This is a genomic window from Caulobacter sp. GW821-FHT10E02 (assembly GCF_059415225.1).
Genome location: NZ_JBWKMV010000002.1, coordinates 153,950 through 175,993, shown reverse-complemented (window position 1 = coordinate 175,993; position 22,044 = coordinate 153,950). Strand labels below are relative to the sequence as shown.

The 22,044-nt window shown below is 68.2% G+C and carries 27 protein-coding genes and 1 pseudogene; 19 read left to right on the top strand and 9 right to left on the bottom strand.

Features of this window, described 5'->3' with window-relative positions:
* Both AC07NI_RS10595 and AC07NI_RS10590 read right to left on the bottom strand, forming a co-directional pair.
* On the bottom strand, positions 1–819 hold the full coding sequence (locus tag AC07NI_RS10595; RefSeq protein ID WP_494618773.1) for a response regulator transcription factor: 819 nt from the start codon (positions 817–819) through the stop codon (positions 1–3).
* A gap of 55 nt (positions 820–874) precedes the next feature.
* Positions 875–2,106, bottom strand: a pseudogene (locus tag AC07NI_RS10590) (winged helix-turn-helix domain-containing protein).
* Positions 2,107–2,234: 128 nt separating this feature from the next.
* On the opposite strand from AC07NI_RS10590, the gene AC07NI_RS10585 reads away from it, so the two are divergent.
* Positions 2,235–3,080, top strand: a complete 846-nt coding sequence (locus AC07NI_RS10585) for an aldose 1-epimerase (RefSeq protein WP_494618772.1) — start codon at positions 2,235–2,237, stop codon at positions 3,078–3,080.
* Here AC07NI_RS10585 and AC07NI_RS10580 read toward each other — a convergent pair.
* Positions 3,070–4,368, bottom strand: coding sequence for a lytic murein transglycosylase (locus AC07NI_RS10580; RefSeq protein ID WP_494618771.1), 1,299 nt, complete (start codon positions 4,366–4,368; stop codon positions 3,070–3,072). The genes AC07NI_RS10585 and AC07NI_RS10580 overlap by 11 nt on opposite strands.
* A 208-nt stretch (positions 4,369–4,576) precedes the next feature.
* Between AC07NI_RS10580 and ykgO the strand changes: the two genes are divergently transcribed.
* The 7 genes from ykgO (at position 4,577) to AC07NI_RS10545 (ending at position 8,193) form a co-directional block, all read left to right on the top strand.
* The gene (gene ykgO, locus AC07NI_RS10575) at positions 4,577–4,702 is read left to right on the top strand and encodes a type B 50S ribosomal protein L36 (RefSeq protein ID WP_004616427.1); all 126 of its coding nucleotides are present in this window, start codon (positions 4,577–4,579) and stop codon (positions 4,700–4,702) included.
* Positions 4,702–5,319: an HAD family hydrolase gene (locus tag AC07NI_RS10570; protein WP_494618770.1), complete on the top strand. Its 618-nt coding sequence runs from the start codon at positions 4,702–4,704 to the stop codon at positions 5,317–5,319. Before ykgO ends, AC07NI_RS10570 begins: the two co-directional genes overlap by 1 nt.
* A gap of 15 nt (positions 5,320–5,334) precedes the next feature.
* On the top strand, positions 5,335–6,210 hold the full coding sequence (locus tag AC07NI_RS10565; RefSeq protein WP_494618769.1) for an NAD(P)-dependent oxidoreductase: 876 nt from the start codon (positions 5,335–5,337) through the stop codon (positions 6,208–6,210).
* A gap of 75 nt (positions 6,211–6,285) precedes the next feature.
* The gene (gene gapR / locus AC07NI_RS10560) at positions 6,286–6,555 is read left to right on the top strand and encodes a nucleoid-associated protein GapR (RefSeq protein ID WP_125159195.1); all 270 of its coding nucleotides are present in this window, start codon (positions 6,286–6,288) and stop codon (positions 6,553–6,555) included.
* 49 nt (positions 6,556–6,604) lie between these two features.
* Positions 6,605–6,943 (top strand): hypothetical protein, encoded by a 339-nt coding sequence (locus tag AC07NI_RS10555; protein ID WP_494618768.1) that lies wholly within the window; start codon positions 6,605–6,607, stop codon positions 6,941–6,943.
* Positions 6,944–7,021: 78 nt separating this feature from the next.
* Positions 7,022–7,510, top strand: coding sequence for a hypothetical protein (locus AC07NI_RS10550; RefSeq protein WP_494618767.1), 489 nt, complete (start codon positions 7,022–7,024; stop codon positions 7,508–7,510).
* A gap of 218 nt (positions 7,511–7,728) precedes the next feature.
* The gene (locus AC07NI_RS10545) at positions 7,729–8,193 is read left to right on the top strand and encodes a hypothetical protein (RefSeq protein ID WP_494618766.1); all 465 of its coding nucleotides are present in this window, start codon (positions 7,729–7,731) and stop codon (positions 8,191–8,193) included.
* Positions 8,194–8,206: 13 nt separating this feature from the next.
* Here the strand turns inward: AC07NI_RS10545 and AC07NI_RS10540 are convergent, their stop codons facing one another.
* Both AC07NI_RS10540 and AC07NI_RS10535 read right to left on the bottom strand, forming a co-directional pair.
* Positions 8,207–8,305 (bottom strand): hypothetical protein, encoded by a 99-nt coding sequence (locus tag AC07NI_RS10540; RefSeq protein WP_494618765.1) that lies wholly within the window; start codon positions 8,303–8,305, stop codon positions 8,207–8,209.
* Complete coding sequence (locus AC07NI_RS10535) at positions 8,305–9,774, bottom strand: sigma-54-dependent transcriptional regulator (protein WP_494618764.1); 1,470 nt, start codon at positions 9,772–9,774, stop codon at positions 8,305–8,307. Before AC07NI_RS10535 ends, AC07NI_RS10540 begins: the two co-directional genes overlap by 1 nt.
* Positions 9,775–9,927: 153 nt before the next feature.
* Here AC07NI_RS10535 and AC07NI_RS10530 point away from each other — a divergent pair, with 153 nt between their 5' ends.
* From AC07NI_RS10530 to AC07NI_RS10515, 4 genes are read left to right on the top strand one after another with little or no spacing between them, the layout of a single operon-like run.
* Complete coding sequence (locus tag AC07NI_RS10530) at positions 9,928–10,296, top strand: MmcQ/YjbR family DNA-binding protein (RefSeq protein ID WP_494618763.1); 369 nt, start codon at positions 9,928–9,930, stop codon at positions 10,294–10,296.
* Between the two features lie 5 nt (positions 10,297–10,301).
* Complete coding sequence (locus AC07NI_RS10525; protein WP_494618762.1) at positions 10,302–10,949, top strand: hypothetical protein; 648 nt, start codon at positions 10,302–10,304, stop codon at positions 10,947–10,949.
* Between the two features lie 49 nt (positions 10,950–10,998).
* A complete protein-coding gene (locus AC07NI_RS10520; protein ID WP_494618761.1) occupies positions 10,999–12,792 on the top strand; it encodes a M3 family oligoendopeptidase in 1,794 nt (597 codons plus the stop codon).
* On the top strand, positions 12,785–14,140 hold the full coding sequence (locus tag AC07NI_RS10515) for an ABC1 kinase family protein (protein ID WP_494618759.1): 1,356 nt from the start codon (positions 12,785–12,787) through the stop codon (positions 14,138–14,140). The genes AC07NI_RS10520 and AC07NI_RS10515 overlap by 8 nt, the downstream gene beginning before the upstream one ends.
* Here the strand turns inward: AC07NI_RS10515 and AC07NI_RS10510 are convergent.
* A complete protein-coding gene (locus tag AC07NI_RS10510; protein ID WP_494618757.1) occupies positions 14,137–14,727 on the bottom strand; it encodes a hypothetical protein in 591 nt (196 codons plus the stop codon). The two genes, AC07NI_RS10515 and AC07NI_RS10510, sit on opposite strands and share 4 nt — an antisense overlap.
* Positions 14,717–15,217 carry an RNA polymerase sigma factor gene (locus AC07NI_RS10505; RefSeq protein ID WP_494618755.1) on the bottom strand — a complete coding sequence of 167 codons (501 nt, stop codon included), beginning with the start codon at positions 15,215–15,217 and terminating at the stop codon, positions 14,717–14,719. Before AC07NI_RS10505 ends, AC07NI_RS10510 begins: the two co-directional genes overlap by 11 nt.
* A gap of 93 nt (positions 15,218–15,310) precedes the next feature.
* On the opposite strand from AC07NI_RS10505, the gene AC07NI_RS10500 reads away from it, so the two are divergent.
* The 7 genes from AC07NI_RS10500 (at position 15,311) to AC07NI_RS10470 (ending at position 21,301) form a co-directional block, all read left to right on the top strand.
* Positions 15,311–15,790: a PaaI family thioesterase gene (locus tag AC07NI_RS10500; protein WP_494618753.1), complete on the top strand. Its 480-nt coding sequence runs from the start codon at positions 15,311–15,313 to the stop codon at positions 15,788–15,790.
* Complete coding sequence (locus AC07NI_RS10495; RefSeq protein WP_494618751.1) at positions 15,783–16,706, top strand: alpha/beta fold hydrolase; 924 nt, start codon at positions 15,783–15,785, stop codon at positions 16,704–16,706. Before AC07NI_RS10500 ends, AC07NI_RS10495 begins: the two co-directional genes overlap by 8 nt.
* Before the next feature lie 292 nt (positions 16,707–16,998).
* Positions 16,999–17,934 (top strand): glycosyltransferase family 9 protein, encoded by a 936-nt coding sequence (locus AC07NI_RS10490; protein ID WP_494620498.1) that lies wholly within the window; start codon positions 16,999–17,001, stop codon positions 17,932–17,934.
* Between the two features lie 64 nt (positions 17,935–17,998).
* Entirely contained in the window at positions 17,999–18,229 is a 231-nt protein-coding gene (locus AC07NI_RS10485) for an aa3-type cytochrome c oxidase subunit IV (RefSeq protein ID WP_494618748.1), read from the top strand.
* Positions 18,230–18,347: 118 nt separating this feature from the next.
* Positions 18,348–19,490, top strand: coding sequence for a Re/Si-specific NAD(P)(+) transhydrogenase subunit alpha (locus tag AC07NI_RS10480; protein ID WP_494618746.1), 1,143 nt, complete (start codon positions 18,348–18,350; stop codon positions 19,488–19,490).
* Between the two features lie 25 nt (positions 19,491–19,515).
* Positions 19,516–19,851, top strand: coding sequence for a proton-translocating transhydrogenase family protein (locus AC07NI_RS10475; protein WP_494618744.1), 336 nt, complete (start codon positions 19,516–19,518; stop codon positions 19,849–19,851).
* Between the two features lie 28 nt (positions 19,852–19,879).
* Positions 19,880–21,301: an NAD(P)(+) transhydrogenase (Re/Si-specific) subunit beta gene (locus AC07NI_RS10470; RefSeq protein ID WP_494618742.1), complete on the top strand. Its 1,422-nt coding sequence runs from the start codon at positions 19,880–19,882 to the stop codon at positions 21,299–21,301.
* Positions 21,302–21,375: 74 nt separating this feature from the next.
* Here AC07NI_RS10470 and AC07NI_RS10465 read toward each other — a convergent pair whose 3' ends face one another.
* Both AC07NI_RS10465 and AC07NI_RS10460 read right to left on the bottom strand, forming a co-directional pair.
* A complete protein-coding gene (locus AC07NI_RS10465; RefSeq protein WP_494618740.1) occupies positions 21,376–21,657 on the bottom strand; it encodes a DUF2442 domain-containing protein in 282 nt (93 codons plus the stop codon).
* Positions 21,650–21,916 carry a DUF4160 domain-containing protein gene (locus AC07NI_RS10460; RefSeq protein ID WP_494618739.1) on the bottom strand — a complete coding sequence of 89 codons (267 nt, stop codon included), beginning with the start codon at positions 21,914–21,916 and terminating at the stop codon, positions 21,650–21,652. The genes AC07NI_RS10465 and AC07NI_RS10460 overlap by 8 nt, the downstream gene beginning before the upstream one ends.
* Positions 21,917–22,044 lie beyond the last annotated feature (128 nt).

Below are 22,044 nucleotides of genomic sequence, written 5' to 3'. Positions count from 1 at the left end.
CTACTCTCCCCCGCCCGCCGCCGTCGTCTCGGGATCACACGCTTCCAGACGATAGCCGAAACCGTAGACCGTGCTCAGCCGGAATCCGTTGGTGGGGCGCAGGTGCAGCTTGGCGCGCAGGCGCGAGACGTGCGCGTCCAGGGTGCGGGTCTCCAGGTCCGGCCGCTGGCCCCAGATGCGGCGCAGCAGATACTCGCGCGACAGCGGGCGGGACAGGTTGTTGAACAGCAAGGACGCCAGCTGGAATTCCTTGGGCGTCAGGGCCTCGACCTGGCCGGCCCAGCTGGCGGTGTGGGCGCCGGGGTCCAGGCGATAGGGGCCGTGCTGCTCGACCTGCGGCGAGGTCGCGGGCCGGTGGATGCGGCGGGCCACGGCGTTGACGCGGGCCAGCAGCACCTGCGGCTGCAACGGCTTGACGATGTAGTCGTCGGCGCCGGCGTTCAGGCCTTCGACCAGATCGGCCTCGACCGAACGACTGGTCAGCAACAGCACCGGCGGCGCGGTGACCGGATCCTCGCGCAGCAGGCGCAGGGTCTCGACACCCGACAGCTCGGGCATGTTCCAGTCGAGGATGATCAGGTCGAACGTCTGCTTGCGCAGCTCGGCCAACAGGCGCGATGGCGTCGTGAAGCTGGTGCAGACAAAGCCTGCCGGATCCAGAACCGAGGCGACAAGCGCATTATGGCTTTGGTCGTCGTCTAGAAGGGCGACTTTCATGCGCTCACTTATGCTGGGAAGTGGCGCGTTCCGCGGGGGAGCGGAACGCGCCGCGGGAAGCCCGTTGTCTGTGGGGTGACGAGCAGGCGACCAGCCAGTCATTATTATCGCGCCCCGCCCCGGGTTGCTCGTTTTCCGACTGCGTTTTTACAATGCTTTACAGTCCGGTCGAGCAAGCATTCATGTCGGGAGGCTGACGATCGTACCCAACTTGGGCGCGAGATCGCCTTTCGGGCGAACTTCGACGTGTGAAAGCCCAAGCCAGGCGGCCATTACGGACAATTCGCCGGCCAGGCGGGCGGCGGTCTCGTCATCGGCGTCCGGTTCGTTGTGGGCGGCCAGGACCAGCAGCTTTCCGGCCTTTCGATCGGCTTTCAGGTCGACTCGGGCGGTGATCGCCTCATCCTGCAGGAACGGCAGCACGTAATAGCCGTGGGTGCGCTTGTCGGCCGGGGTGTAGATTTCCAGCCGCACGCGAACGCCGAACATCCGCTCGGTGCGGTCGCGGAACCAGATCAGGTTGTCGAACGGCGAGAGCAGGGCGGTGGTCTTGATCGAGCGCGGCCGGCGGGCTTCCGGCCACAGATAGGCCGGCTGGTCCCAGCCCTTCACGGCGACTTTGGTCAGGGTCCCGTCGGCGACCAGGGCGGCCACGCCGTCGCGGGCGTCGGCGACGCTGAGGCGGAAATAGTCGCGCAGGTCCCGCTCGGTGGCCACGCCCATGGCGCGGGCCGAGATCTTCAGAAGTTCGCGACAGGCCTCGGCACGGCTGGGCGTCGGGGTGTCGAGCACCGACTTCGGCAGCACCTTCTCCGGCAAGCCATAGACCCGCTCGAAGCTGCCCCGCCGCGTGGCGGTGGTCAGGCGGCCGGTCCAGAACAGGCACTCCATGGCCCGCTTGCCCTCGCTCCAGCCCCACCAGCCGCCTTCGCCCTTGGCGCCGAGGTCCAGCTCCGAGGCCGCCAGCGGCCCGCGCTCGGCGACGGCGGCCAGGGCCTGGTCGATGAAGTCGGCGTGGCTGCGCAGGAAGGCCGAGACGTTCTTCCACACCCCGACGCCGTCGAGGGCGTCCTGCATGCGCCAGCGCAGCAGCGGGTGGGTGGCGAGCGGCGTCAGCGAGGCCTCGTGCGCCCAGTATTCGGCGAGCGCCGGCTTCCTGCCCCAGGCCAGGTCCTCCAGCAGCGTCCGGTCGTAGGACCCCAGGCGCGAGAACAGCGGCAGATAGTGCGAGCGCGAGACGACATTGACCGAGTCGATCTGGACGACGCCCAGGGCCTCGATCGTCGAGAGCAGGTGGCGCTTGCCCGGCGCGGCCGGGCGTGGACGCCCGAAGCCCTGCGCCGCCAGCGCGATGCGTCGCGCGTCCTTCGCGGAGAGGGTCTCGACCATGGTCGCAGTTGAGCTTGCGTCGGGATCGGGCGCAAGGCAGTGAGACCGCTAACAACGCAAGCGCGTCAGGCGAAAGTGTGAGCGGTTTCGCCGTCTGACGCGCGCCAACAATAGAGAGAGGTGACGCCATGACCGTGATCGAAAAGGGCCCGGCCCGCCTGGTGCTGGCCCCGAACGTCGGCGGCGCGATCGCGGCCTTCACGATCGAGGGCCGTCACGTGCTGCGGCCGATGGTGACCGGCGCGACCGACGCCCTGGCCTCGGCGTGCTTCCCGCTGGTCCCGTTCTGCAACCGCATCCCGCACGGCCGCTTCACCTTCGAGGGCCGCGACTATGTGCTGCCGCCGAACCTCGGGACCCATCCGCATCCACTGCACGGCCAGGGCTGGCGCAACCCGTGGACGGTGGAGAAGGCGCAGGGCGGCGAGGCGCTACTCTCTTATGTGCACGCGGCGGACGCCTGGCCCTGGGCCTATCGTGCCGAGCAAAAGTTCACGCTGAGCGAGACCGGCCTGCGCCTGGAGCTGTCGGTGACCAACACCGGCCCGAACGCCATGCCGGCGGGCCTGGGTTTCCACCCCTATTTCCCCGCGCGCGAGGGCGAGACCCTGACGGCGACCAATGACGGGGTCTGGATGATCGACAAGGACGTCTTGCCGACCACGCACCACGCCGGCGTCTGGGGTCCGGACTGGGCGCATGGCGCTGGCGTCGCCGGCCACGAGCTGATCGACCACTGCTACACCGGCTGGGACCAGCACGCGGTGCTGAAGGCGCCGGGCCAGCCGGACACCACCATCACCGCCTCGGCCGAGTGCCGCTGGCTGCACGTCTATGTGCCGCCGGGCCAGGGCTTCCTGTGCGTCGAGCCGTGCGCCAGCCGCCCCAACCCGTTCGGGGAGGGCGAGACCGGCATGGTGACGCTGCGGCCCGGTCAGAGCCGCAGCATCTGGATGCAGGTGGTTACGGGGTGATCCCCGCCTGGGCCTTCAGCCGGGCGACCATGTCGTTCGACAGATAGCCGTCGGCCGGCAGTTGCTGGCTCTGTTGCCAGGCGCGCAGGGCCTTGCGGGTGCCTGCGCCGATGACGCCGTCGGCCGGGCCCGGATTGAAACCGACGCGGGCCAGGGCGATCTGGGCGGCCATGCGGTCCGACATCGACAGCGGGGTCTCGACCGGCCACGGCGTGACCGGCGCCGCGCCGCCGCCGAAGCGGTCGGCCAGCAGGCCGATGCCCAGGGCGTAGGACGTCGAGTTGTTATAGGTGCGGATCGCGAAGTGGTTCGGCAGGGCCAGGAACGCCGGACCGGCCGCGCCCGAGGGCAGGATCAGCATGGCAGGCTGTGAAGCGTCGGCGGCCGTCCACGGCAGGCCGTCGGCCCGGCGCACGCCGCGCGCTTCCCACCAGGCCGGGACCTGCTTCTCGACCTCGGTCACCGAATAGTCGAAGCCGCCCGGCAGAATCACTTCCTTGGCCCAGCCCACGCCAGGCTTCCAGCCGCCCTTGGCCAGCAGGTTCGCGGCCGACGCCAGGGAATCGGCGTCCGAACCCCAGATGTCGCGGCGGCCATCGCCGTCGAAATCCACGGCGGTCGAGCGATAGCTGGACGGGATGAACTGGGTCTGGCCCATGGCGCCGGCCCAAGAGCCGCGCAGCTGCTGGCGGGTGACCTCGCCCGAATCGATGATCTTCAGCGCGGCGATCAACTCGCCCTCGGCCCAGGCGCGGCGGCGGCCGTCGGCGGCGAGGCTGACCATCGAGCGGACGACGTCGAAATTGCCCTGCAGCTGGCCGAACGCCGATTCCATGGCCCAGACGGCCAGCAGGATGTCGCGCGGCACGCCGTAGCGGGCCTCGATGGTCGGCAGGTAGGTCAGCTCCTCGCGCTTGCGGCGGCCCACGGCCACGCGGTCCTCGCTGATCACGCCCTTGATGTAGTCGCCGACCGGCTTGGAGAACTCCGGCTGGCGGCTGTCCAGGCTGATGACCTTGGGATCGGGCGTGACGCCGGCCAGCTCGCGGTCCAGCAGGGCGGGCGAGAGGCCAGCGGCCAGGGCGCGGCCCCGGAAGTCCTGCAGCCAGGTGTCGAAGGCCATCTCGCCGGCGGGCACGGGCGTGGCCGGAAGCGGCTGCGGCGCGGCCGGCGTATGGGGCTTGGGCGCGGGCTGAGGCGGCGTGATCGCCGTCAGCGGGCCCTGCGGGGAGGTGTCCGCGCAGCCGGCGAGCAGGAGGACGAGAAAGACGCGACGATCGATGGCCATGCGTGGGAAGCTACCGGGGTTCGAGTAAAAGCTTCAATCACAAGCGCGCCAGAGCGGTGAAGTTCCCGCGACAGGCTTATGGAAAGGTCGCCTGGCGCATTGACTCCGGCTCGCGTCCTGCTTATACGCACCGCCTCCGAAACACCCCGGAAGTTCCGGCCGTATACTGCGTGCCCGAACCTCTCCGCCGACAGTACAGAGACCGGTCATGAAGGTTCGCAGCTCGCTGAAGTCGCTGAAGGGTCGCCACCGCGACTGCAAGATGGTTCGTCGTAAGGGCGTCATCTACATCATCAACAAGACCGACCCGCGCTTCAAAGCCAAGCAAGGCTAATGACCTTGTCGTCTCCCAGAGCCGTTCTCTGGGATGTCGGCAACGTCATCGTGCGCTGGGATCCCCGCGCACTGTACGCGAAAATGTTCAAGGAACCGGCCGATCTCGACCGGTTCCTTTCGCATGTCTGCACTATCGATTGGCACATCGCGCACGACCTGGGCGTCGGCTTCCCGGAGAACGCCGCGCCGCTGATCGCGCGCTTCCCCGAGTATGAGGCGCAGATCCGGGCCTGGGACGAGCGCTTCGATGAGATGCTGTCGGGACCGATTCCCGAGACGGCGTCCGTGATCGACGCCCTGGCGGCGCGGGACGTTCCGCAGTTCGCCCTGACCAACATGCCCCAGAGCAAGTGGCCGGCCGTTCAGGCCGTCTCGCCCGCGCACTTCGGCTATTTCCGCGACGCGATCGTCTCGGGCGACGAGGGCGTGATCAAGCCCGGCCGCCGCATCTTCGAGATCGTGCTGGAGCGCACCGGCTTGGAAGCCGCCGACCTGCTGTTCATCGACGACAGCGCGCCCAATATCGAGACGGCGGACGCGATGGGCTTCCACACGCATCATTTCACCGACCCTGCGGCCCTGCGCGCCGCGGTCGAGCGACACGGCCTGCTTTAAGTACGGAGTTCCCGCATGAACGTCGGTTTCATCGGTCTAGGCGCCATGGGCGCGGCCATGGTGCGCAACCTGCTGGGCAAGGGCGTGTCCGTGACGGTGTGGAACCGCTCGCGCGCCATCGTCGACGAACTGGCCGCAGAGGGCGCGACGCCCGCCGCCAGCGTCGACGAGGTCTTCGCCGCCGACATCGTCCTCTCCATGCTGGCCCACGACCAAGCCATGCGCGCGGTGCTGCTGGACAGCGGCGCGCTGGCCAAGGTCCGCAAGGGCGTCGTCCACATCAACCTGGCCACCATCTCGACCGCCCTGGCCGCCGAGCTGTCGGCCCTGCACGCCGAGCTGGGCCTCGGCTATGTCGCCTCGCCGGTGTTCGGCCGTCCGCCCGTGGCCCAGGCCGGGGGGCTGAACGTCCTGGCCGCCGGCGCGCCCGAGGCCGTGGCGACCGCCATGCCGGTGCTGGAGCTGCTGGCCGCCAAGGTCTGGCCGCTGGGCGACGACCCCGTCCGCGCCACCGCCCTGAAGCTGGCCGGCAACTTCATGATCGTCTCGGCCATCGAGAGCATGGGCGAGGCCGTGGCGCTGGGCGAGGCCTATGGCGTCGAGGCGCCCGAGCTGCTGGACATGCTGTCGAGCACCCTGTTCGCCGCCCCGATCTACAAGATCTACGGCGCCATGATCGCCGAGCGCCGCTACACCCCGCCGGGCTTCGCCGCCGAGCTGGGCCTGAAGGACGTGCGCCTGGTGCTGGACGCCGCCGAGGCCAAGGGCCTGTCCATGCCGCTGGCCGATCTGGCCGAGGCGAGCCTGGAATCGCTGCTGGGCGGGGACGAGAAGAACCTCGATCTGGCCGCCCTCGCCGAGATCGCGCGAGGACGTGTGGAAGGTCGCTGAATCGCGCTTCCCAGGGGCGCGCGTTCGCACTAGGTTCCGCGCCTCCCAATTCCAGCCTCTCGCGAGACTTCCCGCATGGCCGACGACGCCGTTCCCCACGCAGACGTTCTGAACTCGACCGCCCAGGGTCAGCTGAAGTCGATCATCGATCGCGTCGAGCGCCTCGAGGTCGAGAAGACCGAGATCATGGAGCAGATGAAGGAGGTCTACGCCGAGGCCAAGGGTAACGGCTTCGACGTCAAGATCCTCAAGAAGGTGGTCCGCCTGCGCAAGCAGGACCGCGCCAAGCGCCAGGAAGAGGACGCCATCCTCGACCTGTACCTCTCGGCCATCGGCGAGATCTAAGTTTTTAAAGGGTGCTTTGGCGCGCGGGCTCGGGGATAGTCCCGACAGCATGCGCGCCAAGCCGCCCGATCCGAAAGAGCAGGCCAAGAAGGCCGCGCTGAACGCCCTCAAGCGGGCTAAGCGCGCGGCCGAGAAGTCCGGTATCGAGCTCTCCGAATGGGAGGGCGAGTTCCTGACCAGCGTCGCCCAGCGCGTCGAGACCTACGGCCGGGCCTTCGCCGATCCCGAAAAGGGCGCGCGCGGCCAGGCCCTGTCGGGCAACCAGGCTATCAAGCTGAAAGAGATCGCCCGCAAGGCCAAGGGCGAACCCAAGCCGATGAAGCGCGGCAAGGGCTTCCAGCGCCGCGGTCGCGAGCCCGAACCCACGCCGGAAAGCGACGAAGAGTGATCCTGGCGCGACCAGGCCAGGTCTCGGAACGTAGGCTTCGCGCGTAACGTCCTTCCCAGGGAATGGGAGGGAAATCTCATGGAAAACGCCAAGTCTTCGCGCGATGTCGCGCTGACCATCCTGCTGGGGACGGCCGTGGCCGGGGTCCTGGATATGACCGAGGCCTGCGTCTACTGGGGCGTCACCAAGGGCGTGCCGCCCGAGCGCATCTTCCACAGCGTGGCCAGCGGCCTGCTGGGCAAGGCCGCCTTCGTCGGCGGCGCGGCGACGGCGGCCCTGGGGCTGGTCGCGCATTTCAGCATCATGGCGGTGATGGTCGCCTGCTACGTGCTGGCCAGCCTGAGACTGCCGGTCCTGACCAAGCGCCCGATCGTCATGGGCCTAGCCTACGGCCTGGCGACCTATGCGGTGATGAACTACCTCGTCCTGCCGCTGTCGCAAGCCAAGCACGGCGGGCCGTTCGTGCTGTCGACCTTCGTCAATAATCTCGGGGCGCATCTCTTTATGGTGGGCGTGCCAATCGCCCTGATCGCGGCGTCACGAGAAAAGATGACAAGAACAGCCTGAGATTTGTCTCAAAGGCTTACCAAAAACTGACGTTCTACCAACGTCGTTAAGGTCTTGGTAACGGTCCGAGCGGAAAATGTGAATAATTGTAAAGAGTTAAATACTCACCGTTGTGAGGTTCTGGGTCGCGGGCGGGTCGCGGCTCCAGTCTTGACGTACGCGGGCGAAAGCCTGGATCGGCGTCAAGCGAACCCCACGGCTCTGCCGGATCAAGGACAATGGCGACCACCTATCAATACCTGCTGCGCCGCAAGGCGGAGCTGGAAACCCGCATGGTTGAAGCCCAGAAGCGCGCCCAGGCGCCGTTCGAGGGCGAATTACGAGCGATCATCCTGGCGCTCGATGCGCTGAAGCAGGCCGGCATGTCCGAGCGGCTGTCATCCGGCGAGCCCGCGCCCTTCGCGCCCCCGACACCGGGCAAGCGCGGCCGGCGAGGGCGCTCGACGCGCGACATGATCCTGATCAGCCTGGCACAGGCGCCGGGCCTGAACGAGGCCGAGATCGCCCGTCAGCTGGATCATCGCTGGAGCCGTCCGGTGACCCCGGCCCAGGTCGGCCGTGAGCTGGAGCAACTGGAGATCGAGGGCATGGCCCGCCGGTCCGGCCCCGGCTGGATCCGTCTGGAAGAGCCCCAGACAAACGAAGAGCGGCCAAGCTTCAGCCTGGCCGCTCCCGGATACTAGATCGGTCGTCGCCTTAGCGCGCCGGCCTCGCCGACACCGCCGGACGAGCCGGCTTCAGCAGCGCCTTCAGGCGCTGCTCGCGCGAGAGCGGGCGGAAAATCATAAGCGCCATCAGCCGGTCTCCTTCATGTCGACCTCGATGCCCTGCTCGCGAACCTTGCGATAGAGGGTCGAGCGGCCGATGCCGAGGCGGCGGGCCACTTCGCTCATGTGGCCGGCATAGACGTCGATGGCGTGCTGGATAAGGTCGCGCTCGATGTCCTCCAGCGTCCGCAGGTGACCGCGGTCGTCGAGGATGCGCACGGGGGCCTCGGCCGCCGTCGGGGCGGACATGGCGGCGTGGGCGGCTTGCAGCAGCGCGGCCGGCGGCGGCGAGGGCGGGATCGAAACGGCCTCGATCGGCGCGGCCAGGCCCGAGATGGCCGGGAAGTCGTACGGCTGCAGATACGGAGCGTCGGCCAGCACGATGGCGCGATAGATGGTGTTCTCCAGCTGGCGGACATTGCCCGGCCAGTCGAAGGCGGTCAGCAGCGCAAGGGTCTCGGGCGAAGCGCCGATGACGCGCTTGCCTTCTTCCACGTTGAAGCGACGGATGAACGCCTCGACCAGGGCCGGGATGTCCTCGCGGCGCTCGCGCAGCGACGGGGCCTCCAGGGGGAAGACGTTCAGGCGGTAATAGAGGTCCTCGCGGAAATGCCCGGCCGAGACAGCCTGCTGCAGGTCGCGATTGGTCGCCGAGACGATGCGGACATCGACCTTCAGCGAGCGCTTGGAGCCGATCGGGTCGATCTCGCCCTCTTGCAGGGCGCGCAGCAGCTTGACTTGGACGTCCAGCGGCAGTTCGCCGACCTCGTCCAGGAACAGGGTGCCGCCGTCGGCTTCCTTGAACTTGCCCAGGTGCTTGTCCGAGGCGCCCGTGAACGAGCCCTTCTCGTGGCCGAACAGGATCGACTCGACGAGGTTCTCGGGGATGGCGCCGCAGTTGACGGCCACGAACGGCTTGCCGGCGCGGTCCGAGGAACCGTGCACGGCGCGGGCCAGCAATTCCTTGCCGACGCCGCTTTCGCCGGTGATCAGCACCGGGATCGAGCTCTTGGCCGCGCGTTCGCCCATGCGCTTGACCATCGACATGATCGGCGAGCCGCCTATCAGGTCCGCGAAGGTGGTCTTGCCCACCGCGCGCTTGGTCAGGCGCTCGACCTCGCCCTTCAGGTCGCCCATCGACAGGACGTTGCGGATCGAGACGGTGATACGTTCCGGGCTGGCCGGCTTGATGAAGAAGTCGGCGGCCCCGGCCTGCATGGCCTTGACCACGGTGTCGACGCCGCCGCTGGCGGTCAGCACGATCACGGGCTGGGTGAAGCCCCGCGCGCGCATCTCCTTCAGCGTCTCCTGGCCGTTCAGGCCGGGCATGACGAGGTCGAGCAGAATCACGTCGGCGGGGGCGCCCGAAGTCAGGTGCGCGATGGCCGCGTCGCCGCCGTCGGCGTGTGCGACCGCGAAGCCTTCGCGCTCGAGCACCGCCTGGATCAGCCGACGTTGTGTCGGGTCGTCATCGACGACTAGGACCGTTTTGGTCATAGGGCACATCCACCAGAACCGGCCATGCCCACATGGAGCACGGCTCTTGTTGGTTCAGAGTGATACAGGTCGGGGGTAAACATCGGCTTTCGAAGACGTGTCACGAAGCCTAAGGTTTAGGCTTAACAAGACCTTGCCGGGGAACGGGTCGTGGTGGGTACGGAACAACTGCGGGCGCTGGCCCTGGCCTTGCCGGAAGTGACCGGCGACGTGGGCGAAAACGGCCAGATCGGCTTCGAGGTCGGCGGCAAGGGCCTGGCCTGGGGCTATCTGGCCCGTCCCGCGCCCAAGGCCAAGCGCGTGCTGGTCCCCGGCGTCGTCGCCATCCGCTGCACGATGGACACCAAGGAGATGCTGCTGGAGGCCGCGCCCGAGCGGTTCTTCACCGACGATCACTATCGCGGCTATCCGGCGGTGCTGGTGCGGCTGGCGGAGATCGAAGCCGACGAACTGACTGGACTCCTGCGGCAAGCCTGGAAGATCGTGGTCCCCAAGGCGATCGCCAAGAAGTACGAGGTCTGAGGGGCATGTTCGTTGGGCACTATGCGGCGGCGCTGGCCGCCCGGGCGGTCGAGCCGCGCGCGCCGCTGTGGAGCTACGTCCTGGGCTGCCAGGCCATCGACATCGCCTGGAGCGGGCTGATCCTGGCCGGCGTCGAGAAGGCCGGGGTCGATCCCAGCCTGCCCGGAAGCCCGCTGGTGCTGAGCTACATGCCCTATACCCACGGCTTGCCGACGGCGGTGCTGTGGTCGATCGCGGTCGGGGCCGGGCTGATGCTGCTGTTGAAGCTGCCTCGGCGCGTGGGCGTGATCCTGGGCCTGACGGTGTTCTCGCACTGGCTGCTCGACTTCCTGGTCCATCGCCCGGACCTGCCGCTGCTGTGGGACGGGCCGATGGTGGGCCTGGGCCTGTGGAACTATCCGCTGCCCGAGCAGGTGCTGGAGATGGGCCTGCTGGCCCTGGCCGCCATGGCCTGGGGCTGGCGGCGCGGCCTGGAGGGACGGGGCTGGATGTCGGCCTTCTTCTTCCTGACCTTCCTGCTGTTCCTGCAACTGGTGCCGATGCTGTCGCCGCTGGGCGAAGGGCGGCTGTCCCTGGGCGGTTCGCCCCTGGTCGCCTACCTCGTCACCTGTGTCGCGGCGTGGATGGCCGAGCCGACAGTCGCCAAGGCCTGACGCCCTCGTGCATTGCGCCAGTGGGGGCGCAGCGCCTATCTGCTAGGGCATGAACGCCCCCTTCAAGCCCGACGCCCCGCCCGAATGGAACCTGGCCGACCTCTATGTCGGCCGCGACGATCCGCGCATCGAGACCGATCTCTCCGCCGCCAAGGCCGCCAATGACGAGCTGGCCTCGCTGGAGGGGATGTTCCTCGAAGCCCGCAAGGAGCCGCAGCGCCTGGGCGTGCTGCTGGATCGCGGGATCAGCCTCTATGAGCAGGCCACCAACGGCCTGTGGTCGGTCGGCGCCTATGCCGGCCTGGAAGCCGCCGTCGCCCGCGACGACCCGGCCTGGGCCAAGTTCGAGGCCGACCTGCGGGCCCGCTCCTCGCAGATCGCCGCCGAGAGCCTGTTCTTCACGCTGGAACTGAACCAGCTGGAAGACGCCGAGATCGCCAAGGCGCTGGAGGCCCATCCCGACGTCGCCCGCTGGAAGCCGTGGCTGCGCCGCGTGCGTCTGTCGCGGCCGCATGAGTTGTCGCCGGAGCTGGAGCGCTTCATCGTCGATAAGGGCCCGGCCGTCGCCAACTGGGTGCGGCTTTATGACGAGACCCTGGCCAAGCTGACCGCCAAAGCCGGCGACGAGACCCTGACCCTGCCCGAGGCGCTCAACCGCCTCTCCGACCCCGACGTCGCGCGCCGCAAGGCCGCCGCCGACGCCCTGGCCCAGGCCCTGGAAGAGCGAGCCTCGACCCAGGCCCTCGCCTTAAACACCCTGGCCTTCGAGAAGCAGGTCGAGGACCGCTGGCGGCGCTACGACACGCCAGCCCAGTCGCGCCACCTGGCCAACGAGGTCGACGGCGACGCGGTCGACGCCCTGGAGCAGGCGGTGGTCGAGGCCTATCCGCGCCTGTCGCACCGCTACTACGCGCTGAAGGCCAAGGTCATGGGCCGCGACAGCCTGGACTACTGGGACCGCAGCGCGCCCCTGACCGCCGCCGCCCCGCGCGCCTACGCCTGGGATGAGGCGCGCGGCATGGTGCTGGAGAGCTTCCAGGACCTGGCGCCCAAGTTCGCCGACACGGCCCGCACCTTCTTCGACCAGCCGTGGATCGACGCCCGGCCGCGTCCGGGCAAGCAGTCGGGCGCCTTCGCCCATCCGGTGACCGCCGACCGCCATCCGTTCGTGTTCATGAACTATATGGGCGAGCGGCGCGACGTGCTGACCTTGGCCCACGAGCTGGGCCACGCGGTGCACCAGACCCTGTGCGCGCCGCTGGGCACCCTGCTGGCCGACACGCCCCTGACCCTGGCCGAGACGGCCTCGATCTTCGGCGAGGGCCTGGTGTTCGACCGCCTGCTGGCCGAAGCCACGCCCGAGGATCGCAAGGGCCTGCTGGCTGGCAAGATCGAGGACGGCCTCAACACCGTGGTCCGCCAGATCGCCTTCCACCGCTTCGAACGCCGCTTCCACGAGGCGCGCCAGGAGGGCGAGCTGTCGCCCGACCAGATCGGCGGCCTGTGGCTGGAGGTGATGGGCGAGAGCTTGGGCCCGGCCGTGAAGCTGAACCCCGGCTATGAGCACTACTGGGCCTATGTCAGCCACTTCTGCCACGCGCCGTTCTACGTCTACGCCTATGCGTTCGGAGACCTGCTGGTGCGCGGCCTGATGGAGAAGCGCCGCGAGGATCCCGCCAAGTTCGCCCCGCTCTACGAGGACCTGCTCGCGGCGGGCGGCACGCGGACCTATGTCGAGGCGCTCAAGCCCTTCGGCCTGAACCCACGCGACAAGGCGTTCTGGGCCGCTGGCTGCGCGCAGCTGGAGCGGCTGGTAGACGAGTTCGAGGCCCTCGTTGGCTGACGATCGCAACGATCCTGAGCGCGACCGGCTCTCGGGCCGGTTGTCCCGCTTCGCCAAGGTGGGCGCGGGCCTGTCCGGCGCGGCGGTGTCTTACGGCGCCAACCGTGTCTTCGCCGGCGATGACGCCAACGCCCGCAACGCCAAGGCGCTGAAGGCGGCCCTCGGTGGTCTCAAGGGACCGCTGATGAAGGCGGCCCAGATGTTCGCCACGGTGCCCGACCTCCTGCCGCCCGAATTCGCCAAGGAGTTCGCCGAGCTCCAGACCAACGCGCCGGCCATGGGCTGGCCGTTCGTGCGGCGGCGCATGGCGGCCGAGCTGGGGCCCGACTGGCAGGGCCGGTTCGCGACCTTCGAGCACGAGGCCGCCGCGGCCGCCTCGCTGGGCCAGGTGCACCGCGCCACGACCCACGACGGCCGGGCCATCGCCGTGAAGCTCCAGTACCCGGACATGCAGAGCGCGGTCGAAAGCGACCTGGGCCAGCTGCGCGCCTTGATCGGCCTCTTCAAGCGCATGGACGGCTCGATCGACCCGACCGAGATGATCGTCGAGATCGGCGACCGCCTGCGCGAGGAGCTCGATTACGAGCGCGAGGCCAGGATGATGTCCGTGTACGGAAACTTCTTCGCTGGGCGCGAGGATATCCGCACGCCGTCGCCGGTTCCGGAGCTTTCGACGGGCCGCCTGCTGTCGATGACCTGGCTGGACGGCCAGGGCCTGCTGGCCTTCAAGAGCGCCCCGCAGGAGACCCGCGACCGCATCGCCGCCCTGCTGTTCGAGGCCTGGTGGAGCCCGATGACCCATCTCGGGATCATCCACGGCGACCCGCACCTGGGCAATTACAGCTTCGGCGGGGAGGGGGCTTCGCACCTGAACCTGCTCGACTTCGGCTGCATCCGCGTGTTCCCGCCGAAGTTCGTGGCCGGCGTGGTGCGGCTCTATCGCGCCCTGTCCAACGACGATCGCGCCGAACAGATCGAGGCCTATCGCACCTGGGGCTTCCAGGGCCTGACCGACGACCTGGTCGACACGCTGAACGTCTGGGCCCGCTTCATCTACGGCCCGCTCTTGGACGATCGGGTCCGCACCGTCGCCGACGACGTCCCGCCCGGCGAATATGGCCGCCGCGAAGCCTTCAAGGTCCGCCAGGCCCTGAAGGCGGTCGGCGGCATCACCATCCCCCGCGAGTTCGTGTTCATGGACCGCGCGGCGATCGGGCTTGGGGCGGCGTTCCTGCATCTGGGCGCGAGCCACAACTGGCGGGCGCTGTTCGAGGCGTCTCTGGAAGGGTTCTCGGAAGAGGCCGTGGCGGAGCGGCAGGCGAAGGCGCTGGCGGCGGTCGGGCTCTAGCCCTCGTACTCGCTGAGCAACGTCTCCAGCCGCCGCTGCTCGGGCTTCAGGGCCATGTGGAAGCGTAGGGCGTTCCAGCCGAAGCTCGCCAGCAGCGCCCCGCCGCAGAGGGCCAGGGCCTGGATACCCTGGGCGCTGTCCATCTTGCCCTCGCGCTGCAGCCGCTCGATCGCCTGCCACATCGGGAAGACGAACACCGGGGCCATCATCCAGAACACACGGTAGTTCCGCCGCGCCGCCTGGTTGCGGGCCAGCAGGCCGGCCAGGGTGTCGCGCATCGGCCGGCCGGTGTCGCGCGGACGGGCCCGAAAGCCGTTCCAGAGCACCGCGAGCATCACGATCCAGCAGACGCCCAGCATCGCCATGCCCGGCCAGCCGTCATAGCCGTCGCCGGCCCGCAACACGGCCGCGCCGGCCACGAGGGTGAACACGGTCATCGCCGTCAGCGGGATGGCGGTCAGCAGGCGCTCGGTCCTGCGGCGGGTCTTCAGCGTGGTCATCAGTTCCTCCATCAGTCGGGCCTGCTGGGCTTCGGAAGGGCGGTTGGCCTCCGATCGCCAAGCCTGTTCGAGGCGCTCAAAGTCCATCGGCGTCCTCCTTCACTTGGGTCGCTAGCCGTTGGCGCAGGCGGGTCAGCCGCGCGCCGACATTGCTCTCCGTCAGACCGTGCAGCCGGGCGATCTCGCCATAGGCCACGCCGTCCAGCGACAGCAGGACCAGCGACCGCTCGACCGGCGCCAGGGTGCGGATGGCGGCGTACAGCCGCTCCAGCAGCGGGCCTTGCGGATCGCTACCGGCGTCGCGGACCAGCAGCTCGGCCTCGATCACCACGCCGCGCAGCCGCCGCCGGACCTCGCCGCGCTTCCACGTCAGGGCGGCGTTGTGGGCCACGCGATGGGCGAAGGTCCCGGCCGTGCTCTGCTCGCGGAAGCTCGGCCGAGCCCTCCACAGCGCCAGCGTCAGCTCCTGCAGCAGGTCGTGCTGGTCGGCCGGCTCCGCGAACGCCCGCGCCGTCCGGTGCAGCATCGGCAGATGCGGCCCCAGCCAGTCGGCGAAGTTGTCGGTGTCTCGGCTCAACCCTGTTCCCCTGTTTCGGAAGGTTAGATGCCGGCCGACGCCTCGTCCTTACGGAAGGCTTTTCTTTTTTCAAACGCTCGTTAGCCTGACTGGATGTCCGATGACCTGACAGACGCCCAGACCGGCGCGATCCCCGAAGGCTTCACCCAGTTGAACTGGTCGCGCGGCTTTGGTCGCCAGATCGGGCCCTTGTTCGAGCACCACGAGGGGCCCGGCCAGGCGCGGCTGGCGTTCCGGGTCGAGGAGCACCACACCAATGGCCTCGGCAACTGCCACGGCGGCATGCTGATGAGCTTCGCCGACATGGCCTGGGGCCGGATCATCTCGCTGCAGAAGTCCTACAGCTGGGTCACCGTGCGGCTGATGTGCGACTTCCTGTCGGGCGCCAAGCTGGGCGACTGGGTCGAAGGCGAGGGCGAGCTGATCGGCGAGGAGGACCTGTTGTTCACCGTGCGCGGCCGCATCTGGGCCGGCGACCGCACCCTGATCACCGGCACCGGCGTCTTCAAGGCGCTGAACCCCCGCAAGCCGCGTCCCGGTGAGCTGGCCTATACGGAGGCCGCCAATGGCTGACGATCAGACCTCGCCCGCTTCGCTGCTGGCTCCGTTTCATGGGCAGCCGCCGCCTGCGCCCGTCTGGTTCGAGGCCGCCATCGCCGACGCGCCCGAGCGCTCGACCTTCACCGTCGAGGGCGCGGAGATCGAACTGCTGACCTGGGGCGAGATCGGCAAGCCGGGCCTGCTGTTCCTGCACGGCAACGGCGCCCACGCCGACTGGTGGAGCTTCATCGCGCCGTTCTTCGCCAAGGATTGGCGGGTGGCGGCGATCTCGTGGTCAGGCATGGGCGGCAGCGACTGGCGGCCCGCCTACACCGCCGAGCTGTTCGCCGACGAGATCTTCTCCGCCGTCGCGGCCGCTGGCCTCGAAGCGGGCGGCGTCAAGCCGATCGTGGTCGGCCACTCGTTCGGTGGTTTCCCGACCCTCTACTGCGCCGCGCGTCACCCGGAGCGCCTGCGCGGCGCGATCATGGTCGACAGCAGCATCCAGCCGCCCGAAAAGCGCTGGAAAGGCCCGCCGCCGCGTTCGGGCCTGGGAAACCGCGTCTATCCGACGATGGAGGAGGGCCTGGCCCGCTTCCGCCTTGCCCCGCCGCAGCCGTGCGAGAACCTCTACATCGCCGACTTCATCGCGCGGCGGTCGCTGAAGGCGGTCGAGGGCGGCTGGACCTGGAAGTTCGATCCGGACCTCTGGCACAATTTCCGGATGCCGGACCTCGGGCAGCTCCTGCCGCAGATCGCCTGCCCGGCGGCCTTGATGTGGGGCGAGCGGTCGAACCTGATGCGCAGCGAGACGCTGGACTACATGCTCGAGCAGATGCCGAAGGACGTGCTGCTGCTGCCGGTGCCGGACGCGGATCACCACGTGATGATCGATCAGCCGCTGGCGTTCGTGGCTGGACTGCGGGGGCTGCTGGCGGGGTGGAAGTAGCGAGCTTCGCCACAAGAAACCCTCTCTCATAGAGAGAGGGAGGGGCCCGCGCCGAAGGCGTGGGAGGGTGAGTGGTTTCACCTTTGGCCGGAGAAGTCTGGGCCTTTCAACGACGCCCTATCGGCGCTTGGTTCTGCGAGATTATAACCACTCACCCTCCCACCGCTTCGCGGCGGGCCCCTCCCTCTCTCAAAGAGAGAGGGTGTCTTCTCGCGTCGGAGACCTCGCCCTCTTGAGCACCGCCTCCGGCCCCGTTCTCGTCTATGCCCCCGATCGCGGGATCGGCGATCTCATGTGGCATCTGCCGACCATCCGGGCGATCGCGGCGACCACGCCCGAGGGCCAGGTCGTGCTCGTCGCGCGGCCGTCCAGCCGCGCCGCCGAGGTCCTGACCGTCGAGCCCAGTGTCGCGCGGGTGCTCTACGCCCCGCACTACAAGGACAAGCTGAAGGGCGTGCGCGAGACGCTCGACTTCTACCGCCTCTGCAAGGCCGAGAAGCCGCGCGCGGTGTGGATCCTGGAGAAGATCGACCGCCCCGCCATCGCCGCCGCTCTCGCCGGCGTGCCCGAGCGGCGTGGTTTCGGCCTGGGGCACGGCCAGGAGACGTTCCTGACCACGGGGCCGTACCTGCCCAAGTCCATGCGTCCGGCCCACCGGATCGATAAGCTGGCGGCCTTCGAGAAAGCTCACGGTCTCGTCGTGGCCAGCCGCGAGCCGGCGCTGAAGCTGGATCCCAAGGCGCTGGAAGCCGTGAAGGCCAAGTATGCCGACAGGCCCGGCCCGTGGCTGACCCTGGGCATCGGCGCCAGCGAGCCCGCCCGCACCTGGCCCGCCGAGCGGTTCGCCCAGACGGCGGCCAAGCTCTCCGACCTGTTCGGCACGGTGTTCTGGGTCGGCGGTCCACACGAGGCCGAGGCCGCCAAGGCCGCGATCGGCGACCTGCCGAACAATGTCGTGGCCTGCGACCTGACGCTGGACAAGTCCGCCGCCCTGATCGCGCTCTCCGCCGGCTTCCTGGGCAACGACTCCGGCGCGTTGAATGTGGCCGCCGCCGTCGGCACACCCTGCGTCGGCCTGATGGGCACAGCGCCCGTGCCGGCCTATTCCCGCTGGCTGTCGCGCCTGGACGGCGGGGAGGGACGAATCGCGGACATCACCGTCGATCAGGCCGCCTCCGCCGTACGCACCCGCTTCCTTAAGGAGGCGTGGGACAATTCGCACGCTTGAGGCTTAAGCCCCTCCGTTGTATCGGGCGGGCTCGGTATCCTCCCTTTGCTTCCAAGGACGACACATGGCCGGCGACTATCACCGCGGTGAGATGGACATTTCTGAACAATCGGCGACGTTCGCCGCGTTCAACGGCATGACCAAGTGGGGCTCGCTGAGCGTCGCCACGCTGCTGCTGTTCATCACCCTGCTGTTCTGCACCAAGGCCGGCTTCATCGGCGCGGTGATCCCGGCCGTGGTGCTGCTGGCCGCGGGCATCTTCTTCCTCCGCGATAAGCCTGCCTCGGCCCACTGACACCGGTAGACATCGGCATATTTTCTCCCTGAGCCAGGTCTTTAGCCTCGACAAGAGGCAAGACTATCCCCTACAGAGCGCCGCATGCTGGTGAGCAAACAGCGCTCTGGGGAGGGGTATGCCGATGGCCGTTATCGCCGTCACGAAAGAGACCCGCGCGAACGAGACGCGGGTCGCGGCCACGCCTGAAACCGTCAAGAAGCTCGGCGCCGCCGGCTTCTCGGTGGTGGTGCAGGCGGGGGCGGGGACGGCCGCGTCCTATCCGGACGCCGACTACGAGGCGGCCGGCGCCAAGATCGCCAAGACGGCCAAGGACGCCCTGAAGGACGCCGACGTCCTGTTCAAGGTGCGCGCGCCGGAAGCGGCCGAGATCGCGGCCCTGAAGAGCGGGGCCATCGTCGCCGCCGCCCTCAATCCCTATCAGGACAAGGAAACGCTGGACGCCCTGGCCAAGGCCGGCGCGACGGCGATCGCCATGGAATTCATCCCGCGCATCACCCGCGCGCAGGTGATGGACATGCTGTCCAGCCAGGCCAACCTCGCCGGCTATCGCGCCGTGATCGAGGGCGCCGAGGCCTACGGCAAGGCCCTGCCGATGATGATGACCGCCGCCGGCACCGTCGCTGCGGCCAAGGTGTTCATCATGGGTGTGGGCGTCGCCGGCCTGCAGGCCATCGCCACGGCTCGCCGCCTGGGCGCGGTGGTCACCGCCACCGACGTGCGTCCGGCCACCAAGGAGCAGGTCGAGTCGCTCGGCGCCAAGTTCCTGGCCGTCGAGGACGACGAGTTCAAGAACGCCCAGACCGCCGGCGGCTACGCCAAGGAGATGTCCAAGGAATACCAGGCCAAACAGGCCGAACTGGTTTCCTCGCACATCGCCAAGCAGGACATCGTGATCACCACGGCCCTGATCCCGGGGCGTCCCGCGCCCAAGCTGGTCAGCGCCGCCCAGGTGGCGTCGATGCGCGCGGGCTCGATCCTGGTCGACCTGGCCATCGAGCAGGGCGGCAATGTCGAGGGCGCCAAGCTGAACGAAACGGTCCTGACCGCCAACGGCGCCAAGATCCTCGGTCACGCCAACCTGCCGGGCCGCATCGCCACCGACGCCAGCGCGCTCTACGCCCGCAACCTGGTGGCCCTGGCGACCCTGTTCACGACGAAGGAAGGCGCGTTCGAGCCCAACTTCGAGGACGAGATCCTGCAGGCCGCCGTCGTGACGCGCGGTGGCGCGATCGTCCATCCGAACCTGAAGACCGCCTAACAACAGCATTGAAAGGGAGGCTCCCATGGAAGCCGTTGACCCCACCGTGTTCCGTCTGGCGATCTTCGTGCTCGCCATCTTCGTCGGCTACTACGTCGTCTGGAGCGTGACGCCCGCGCTGCACACGCCGCTGATGGCCGTCACCAACGCCATCTCGTCGGTGATCATCGTCGGCGCCCTGCTGGCCGCCGCGGCCCACGGCGCCAATAGCGACCTGGCCGGCGGCGCCGTCGCCGGCTCGACCTGGATCTCCAAGGGGGCCGGCGCCGTCGCCGCGGCCTTCGCGGCGGTCAACATCTTCGGCGGCTTCTTGGTCACCCAGCGAATGCTGGCGATGTACAAGAAGAAAGAGAAGAAGTGAGCGGACGAGAGCAGGGGGAAATCACATCATGAACGCCAATCTCGCCGCCATTCTCTACATCGTCTCGGGGGTGCTCTTCATCCTCGCGCTGCGTGGCCTCTCGAGCCCTGTGACCAGCCAGACGGGCAACCGTAACGGCATGATCGGCATGGCCATCGCCGTCGGCACCACCCTGGCCACCCTGTGGAGCCAAGGGGCGCTGGACGTCGTGACCTTGGGCCTGATCCTGGGCGGCGTCGCCGTCGGGGGCGCGGTCGGGGCGATCATCGCCCGCAAGGTCGCTATGACCTCGATGCCGCAACTGGTCGCCGCCTTCCACTCGCTGGTCGGCATGGCCGCCTGTCTGGTGGCCGTGGCCGCCATCTACACGCCCGGCGCCTATCACATCGCCACGGCCGACGGCACGGGCGTGCAGCTGAAGAGCCTGATCGAGCTGTCGCTGGGTCTGGCCATCGGCGCCATCACCTTCACCGGCTCGGTCATCGCCTTCGCCAAGCTGAACGGCAACATGGGCGGCGCGCCGATCCTGCTGCCGGCCCGTCACCTGCTGAACATCCTCATCGCCCTGGCCATCGTGGCCCTGGTCGTGGTGCTGGTGCTGAGCGGCGGCCAGGCGCTGTGGGCCTTCTGGGGCATCTTCGCCCTGAGCCTGCTGGTCGGCGTCACCCTGATCATCCCGATCGGCGGCGCGGACATGCCCGTCGTGGTGTCGATGCTGAACAGCTATTCCGGCTGGGCGGCGGCGGCCCTGGGCTTCACGCTCGAGAACACCACCCTGATCATTACCGGCGCTCTCGTCGGCTCGTCGGGCGCCATCCTCTCGTACATCATGTGCAAGGCGATGAACCGCTCGTTCGTCTCGGTGATCCTGGGGGGCTTCGGCGCGGCCGACGCGGTCGCCGGCCCCGGCGGCAAGGTCGAGAGCCGTCCGGTCAAGCAGGGTTCGGCCGACGACGCGGCCTTCATCATGAAGAACGCGTCCAAGGTCATCATCGTCCCGGGCTACGGCATGGCCGTCTCGCAGGCCCAGCACATCCTGCGCGAAATGGCCGACAAGCTGAAGGAGGAGGGCGTGGAGGTGAAATACGCCATCCACCCCGTCGCCGGCCGCATGCCGGGCCACATGAACGTGCTGCTGGCCGAAGCCAACGTCCCCTATGACGAGGTCTTCGAACTGGAGGACATCAACAGCGAGTTCTCGACGGCCGACGTGGCCTTCGTGATCGGCGCCAACGACGTCACCAACCCGGCGGCCAAGACCGACCCGACCAGCGCCATCTACGGCATGCCGATCCTGGACGTCGAAAAGGCCCGCACGGTCCTCTTCATCAAGCGCGGCATGGCCTCGGGCTATGCCGGCGTCGAGAACGAGCTGTTCTTCCGCGACAACACGATGATGCTGTTCGGCGACGCCAAGAAGATGGTCGAAGGCATCGTGAAGGGGCTCTAGGGCTTCCTTCATCGCCAGAACGACGAAGGCCCCGGCAGCGACGCCGGGGCCTTTTTCGTGCGCGCTGCCTGCGATCAGGCGGCGGCGTCGATCTTCTTCAGCAGGCCGGCTGCTTCCAACGTCATATGAGCATTGATGGCGTCGATATCGCAGCCGTTCGGCCAGGTCGGAATGCCCATCTCGATGAAGACGCGGGCAAAGAAGGCGGGATCGCGAAGAGGCTCGGTCACCACTCCGGTGCTGACGAAGTCGCTGAGATCGAGGACGCCCGTCATCTGGTCGTCGAAATCGATCTCCAGGCGACAGCCCTCCAGCGCCTTGACCCGAACCGCGCTGACCATTTTGAGCTTATTCATCCGTGAGCCCTTCGATTTTGAATGTCGGCAGCTTCGCGACGGCCAAATCCCAGTTCCGCATCAGTTCGGGGCGGTTCTTCACGATCCACTCTACCACATAGCGCGTTTGGCGGCGTGGGAGCTGTCCGGCCATCCGGTGGCCTGTCGCGATGTCGAAGACGGCGCGGTGATCGCCATAGTCGGCGTGGATATGGGGCGGGTTGTGGTCCGCGAAATTGATGCGGATGACGATACCTAGGAAGATCGAGATAATCGGCACGCGCGTGCTCCAAATCTACAATCAATCTATGGATTAGTTTTTCTCGGCCTGCAATCCACACAAAACAAAGGCCCCAGGTTCTACCTGAGGCCTCTGTCGCGGGGTGTGGGGGAGTGTCTTGGGTAAGC

Excerpts from the sequence above, each read along its gene's own strand:
- gapR (WP_125159195.1), top strand. The coding sequence starts at position 6,286 with ATGGCCGACGACGCCGTTCCCCACGCAGACGTTCTGAACTCGACCGCC.
- AC07NI_RS10585 (WP_494618772.1), top strand. The coding sequence starts at position 2,235 with ATGACCGTGATCGAAAAGGGCCCGGCCCGCCTGGTGCTGGCCCCGAAC.
- AC07NI_RS10510 (WP_494618757.1), bottom strand. The coding sequence starts at position 14,727 with ATGGACTTTGAGCGCCTCGAACAGGCTTGGCGATCGGAGGCCAACCGC.
- AC07NI_RS10540 (WP_494618765.1), bottom strand. The coding sequence starts at position 8,305 with ATGGCGCTTATGATTTTCCGCCCGCTCTCGCGCGAGCAGCGCCTGAAG.
- AC07NI_RS10485 (WP_494618748.1), top strand. The coding sequence starts at position 17,999 with ATGGCCGGCGACTATCACCGCGGTGAGATGGACATTTCTGAACAATCG.
- AC07NI_RS10580 (WP_494618771.1), bottom strand. The coding sequence starts at position 4,368 with ATGGCCATCGATCGTCGCGTCTTTCTCGTCCTCCTGCTCGCCGGCTGC.
- AC07NI_RS10500 (WP_494618753.1), top strand. The coding sequence starts at position 15,311 with ATGTCCGATGACCTGACAGACGCCCAGACCGGCGCGATCCCCGAAGGC.
- AC07NI_RS10470 (WP_494618742.1), top strand. The coding sequence starts at position 19,880 with ATGAACGCCAATCTCGCCGCCATTCTCTACATCGTCTCGGGGGTGCTC.
- AC07NI_RS10570 (WP_494618770.1), top strand. The coding sequence starts at position 4,702 with ATGACCTTGTCGTCTCCCAGAGCCGTTCTCTGGGATGTCGGCAACGTC.
- AC07NI_RS10545 (WP_494618766.1), top strand. The coding sequence starts at position 7,729 with ATGGCGACCACCTATCAATACCTGCTGCGCCGCAAGGCGGAGCTGGAA.
- AC07NI_RS10475 (WP_494618744.1), top strand. The coding sequence starts at position 19,516 with ATGGAAGCCGTTGACCCCACCGTGTTCCGTCTGGCGATCTTCGTGCTC.
- AC07NI_RS10550 (WP_494618767.1), top strand. The coding sequence starts at position 7,022 with ATGGAAAACGCCAAGTCTTCGCGCGATGTCGCGCTGACCATCCTGCTG.
- AC07NI_RS10490 (WP_494620498.1), top strand. The coding sequence starts at position 16,999 with ATGTGGCATCTGCCGACCATCCGGGCGATCGCGGCGACCACGCCCGAG.
- AC07NI_RS10480 (WP_494618746.1), top strand. The coding sequence starts at position 18,348 with ATGCCGATGGCCGTTATCGCCGTCACGAAAGAGACCCGCGCGAACGAG.
- AC07NI_RS10520 (WP_494618761.1), top strand. The coding sequence starts at position 10,999 with ATGAACGCCCCCTTCAAGCCCGACGCCCCGCCCGAATGGAACCTGGCC.
- AC07NI_RS10525 (WP_494618762.1), top strand. The coding sequence starts at position 10,302 with ATGTTCGTTGGGCACTATGCGGCGGCGCTGGCCGCCCGGGCGGTCGAG.
- AC07NI_RS10495 (WP_494618751.1), top strand. The coding sequence starts at position 15,783 with ATGGCTGACGATCAGACCTCGCCCGCTTCGCTGCTGGCTCCGTTTCAT.
- AC07NI_RS10465 (WP_494618740.1), bottom strand. The coding sequence starts at position 21,657 with ATGAATAAGCTCAAAATGGTCAGCGCGGTTCGGGTCAAGGCGCTGGAG.
- AC07NI_RS10595 (WP_494618773.1), bottom strand. The coding sequence starts at position 819 with ATGACTGGCTGGTCGCCTGCTCGTCACCCCACAGACAACGGGCTTCCC.
- AC07NI_RS10535 (WP_494618764.1), bottom strand. The coding sequence starts at position 9,774 with ATGACCAAAACGGTCCTAGTCGTCGATGACGACCCGACACAACGTCGG.
- ykgO (WP_004616427.1), top strand. The coding sequence starts at position 4,577 with ATGAAGGTTCGCAGCTCGCTGAAGTCGCTGAAGGGTCGCCACCGCGAC.
- AC07NI_RS10555 (WP_494618768.1), top strand. The coding sequence starts at position 6,605 with ATGCGCGCCAAGCCGCCCGATCCGAAAGAGCAGGCCAAGAAGGCCGCG.
- AC07NI_RS10565 (WP_494618769.1), top strand. The coding sequence starts at position 5,335 with ATGAACGTCGGTTTCATCGGTCTAGGCGCCATGGGCGCGGCCATGGTG.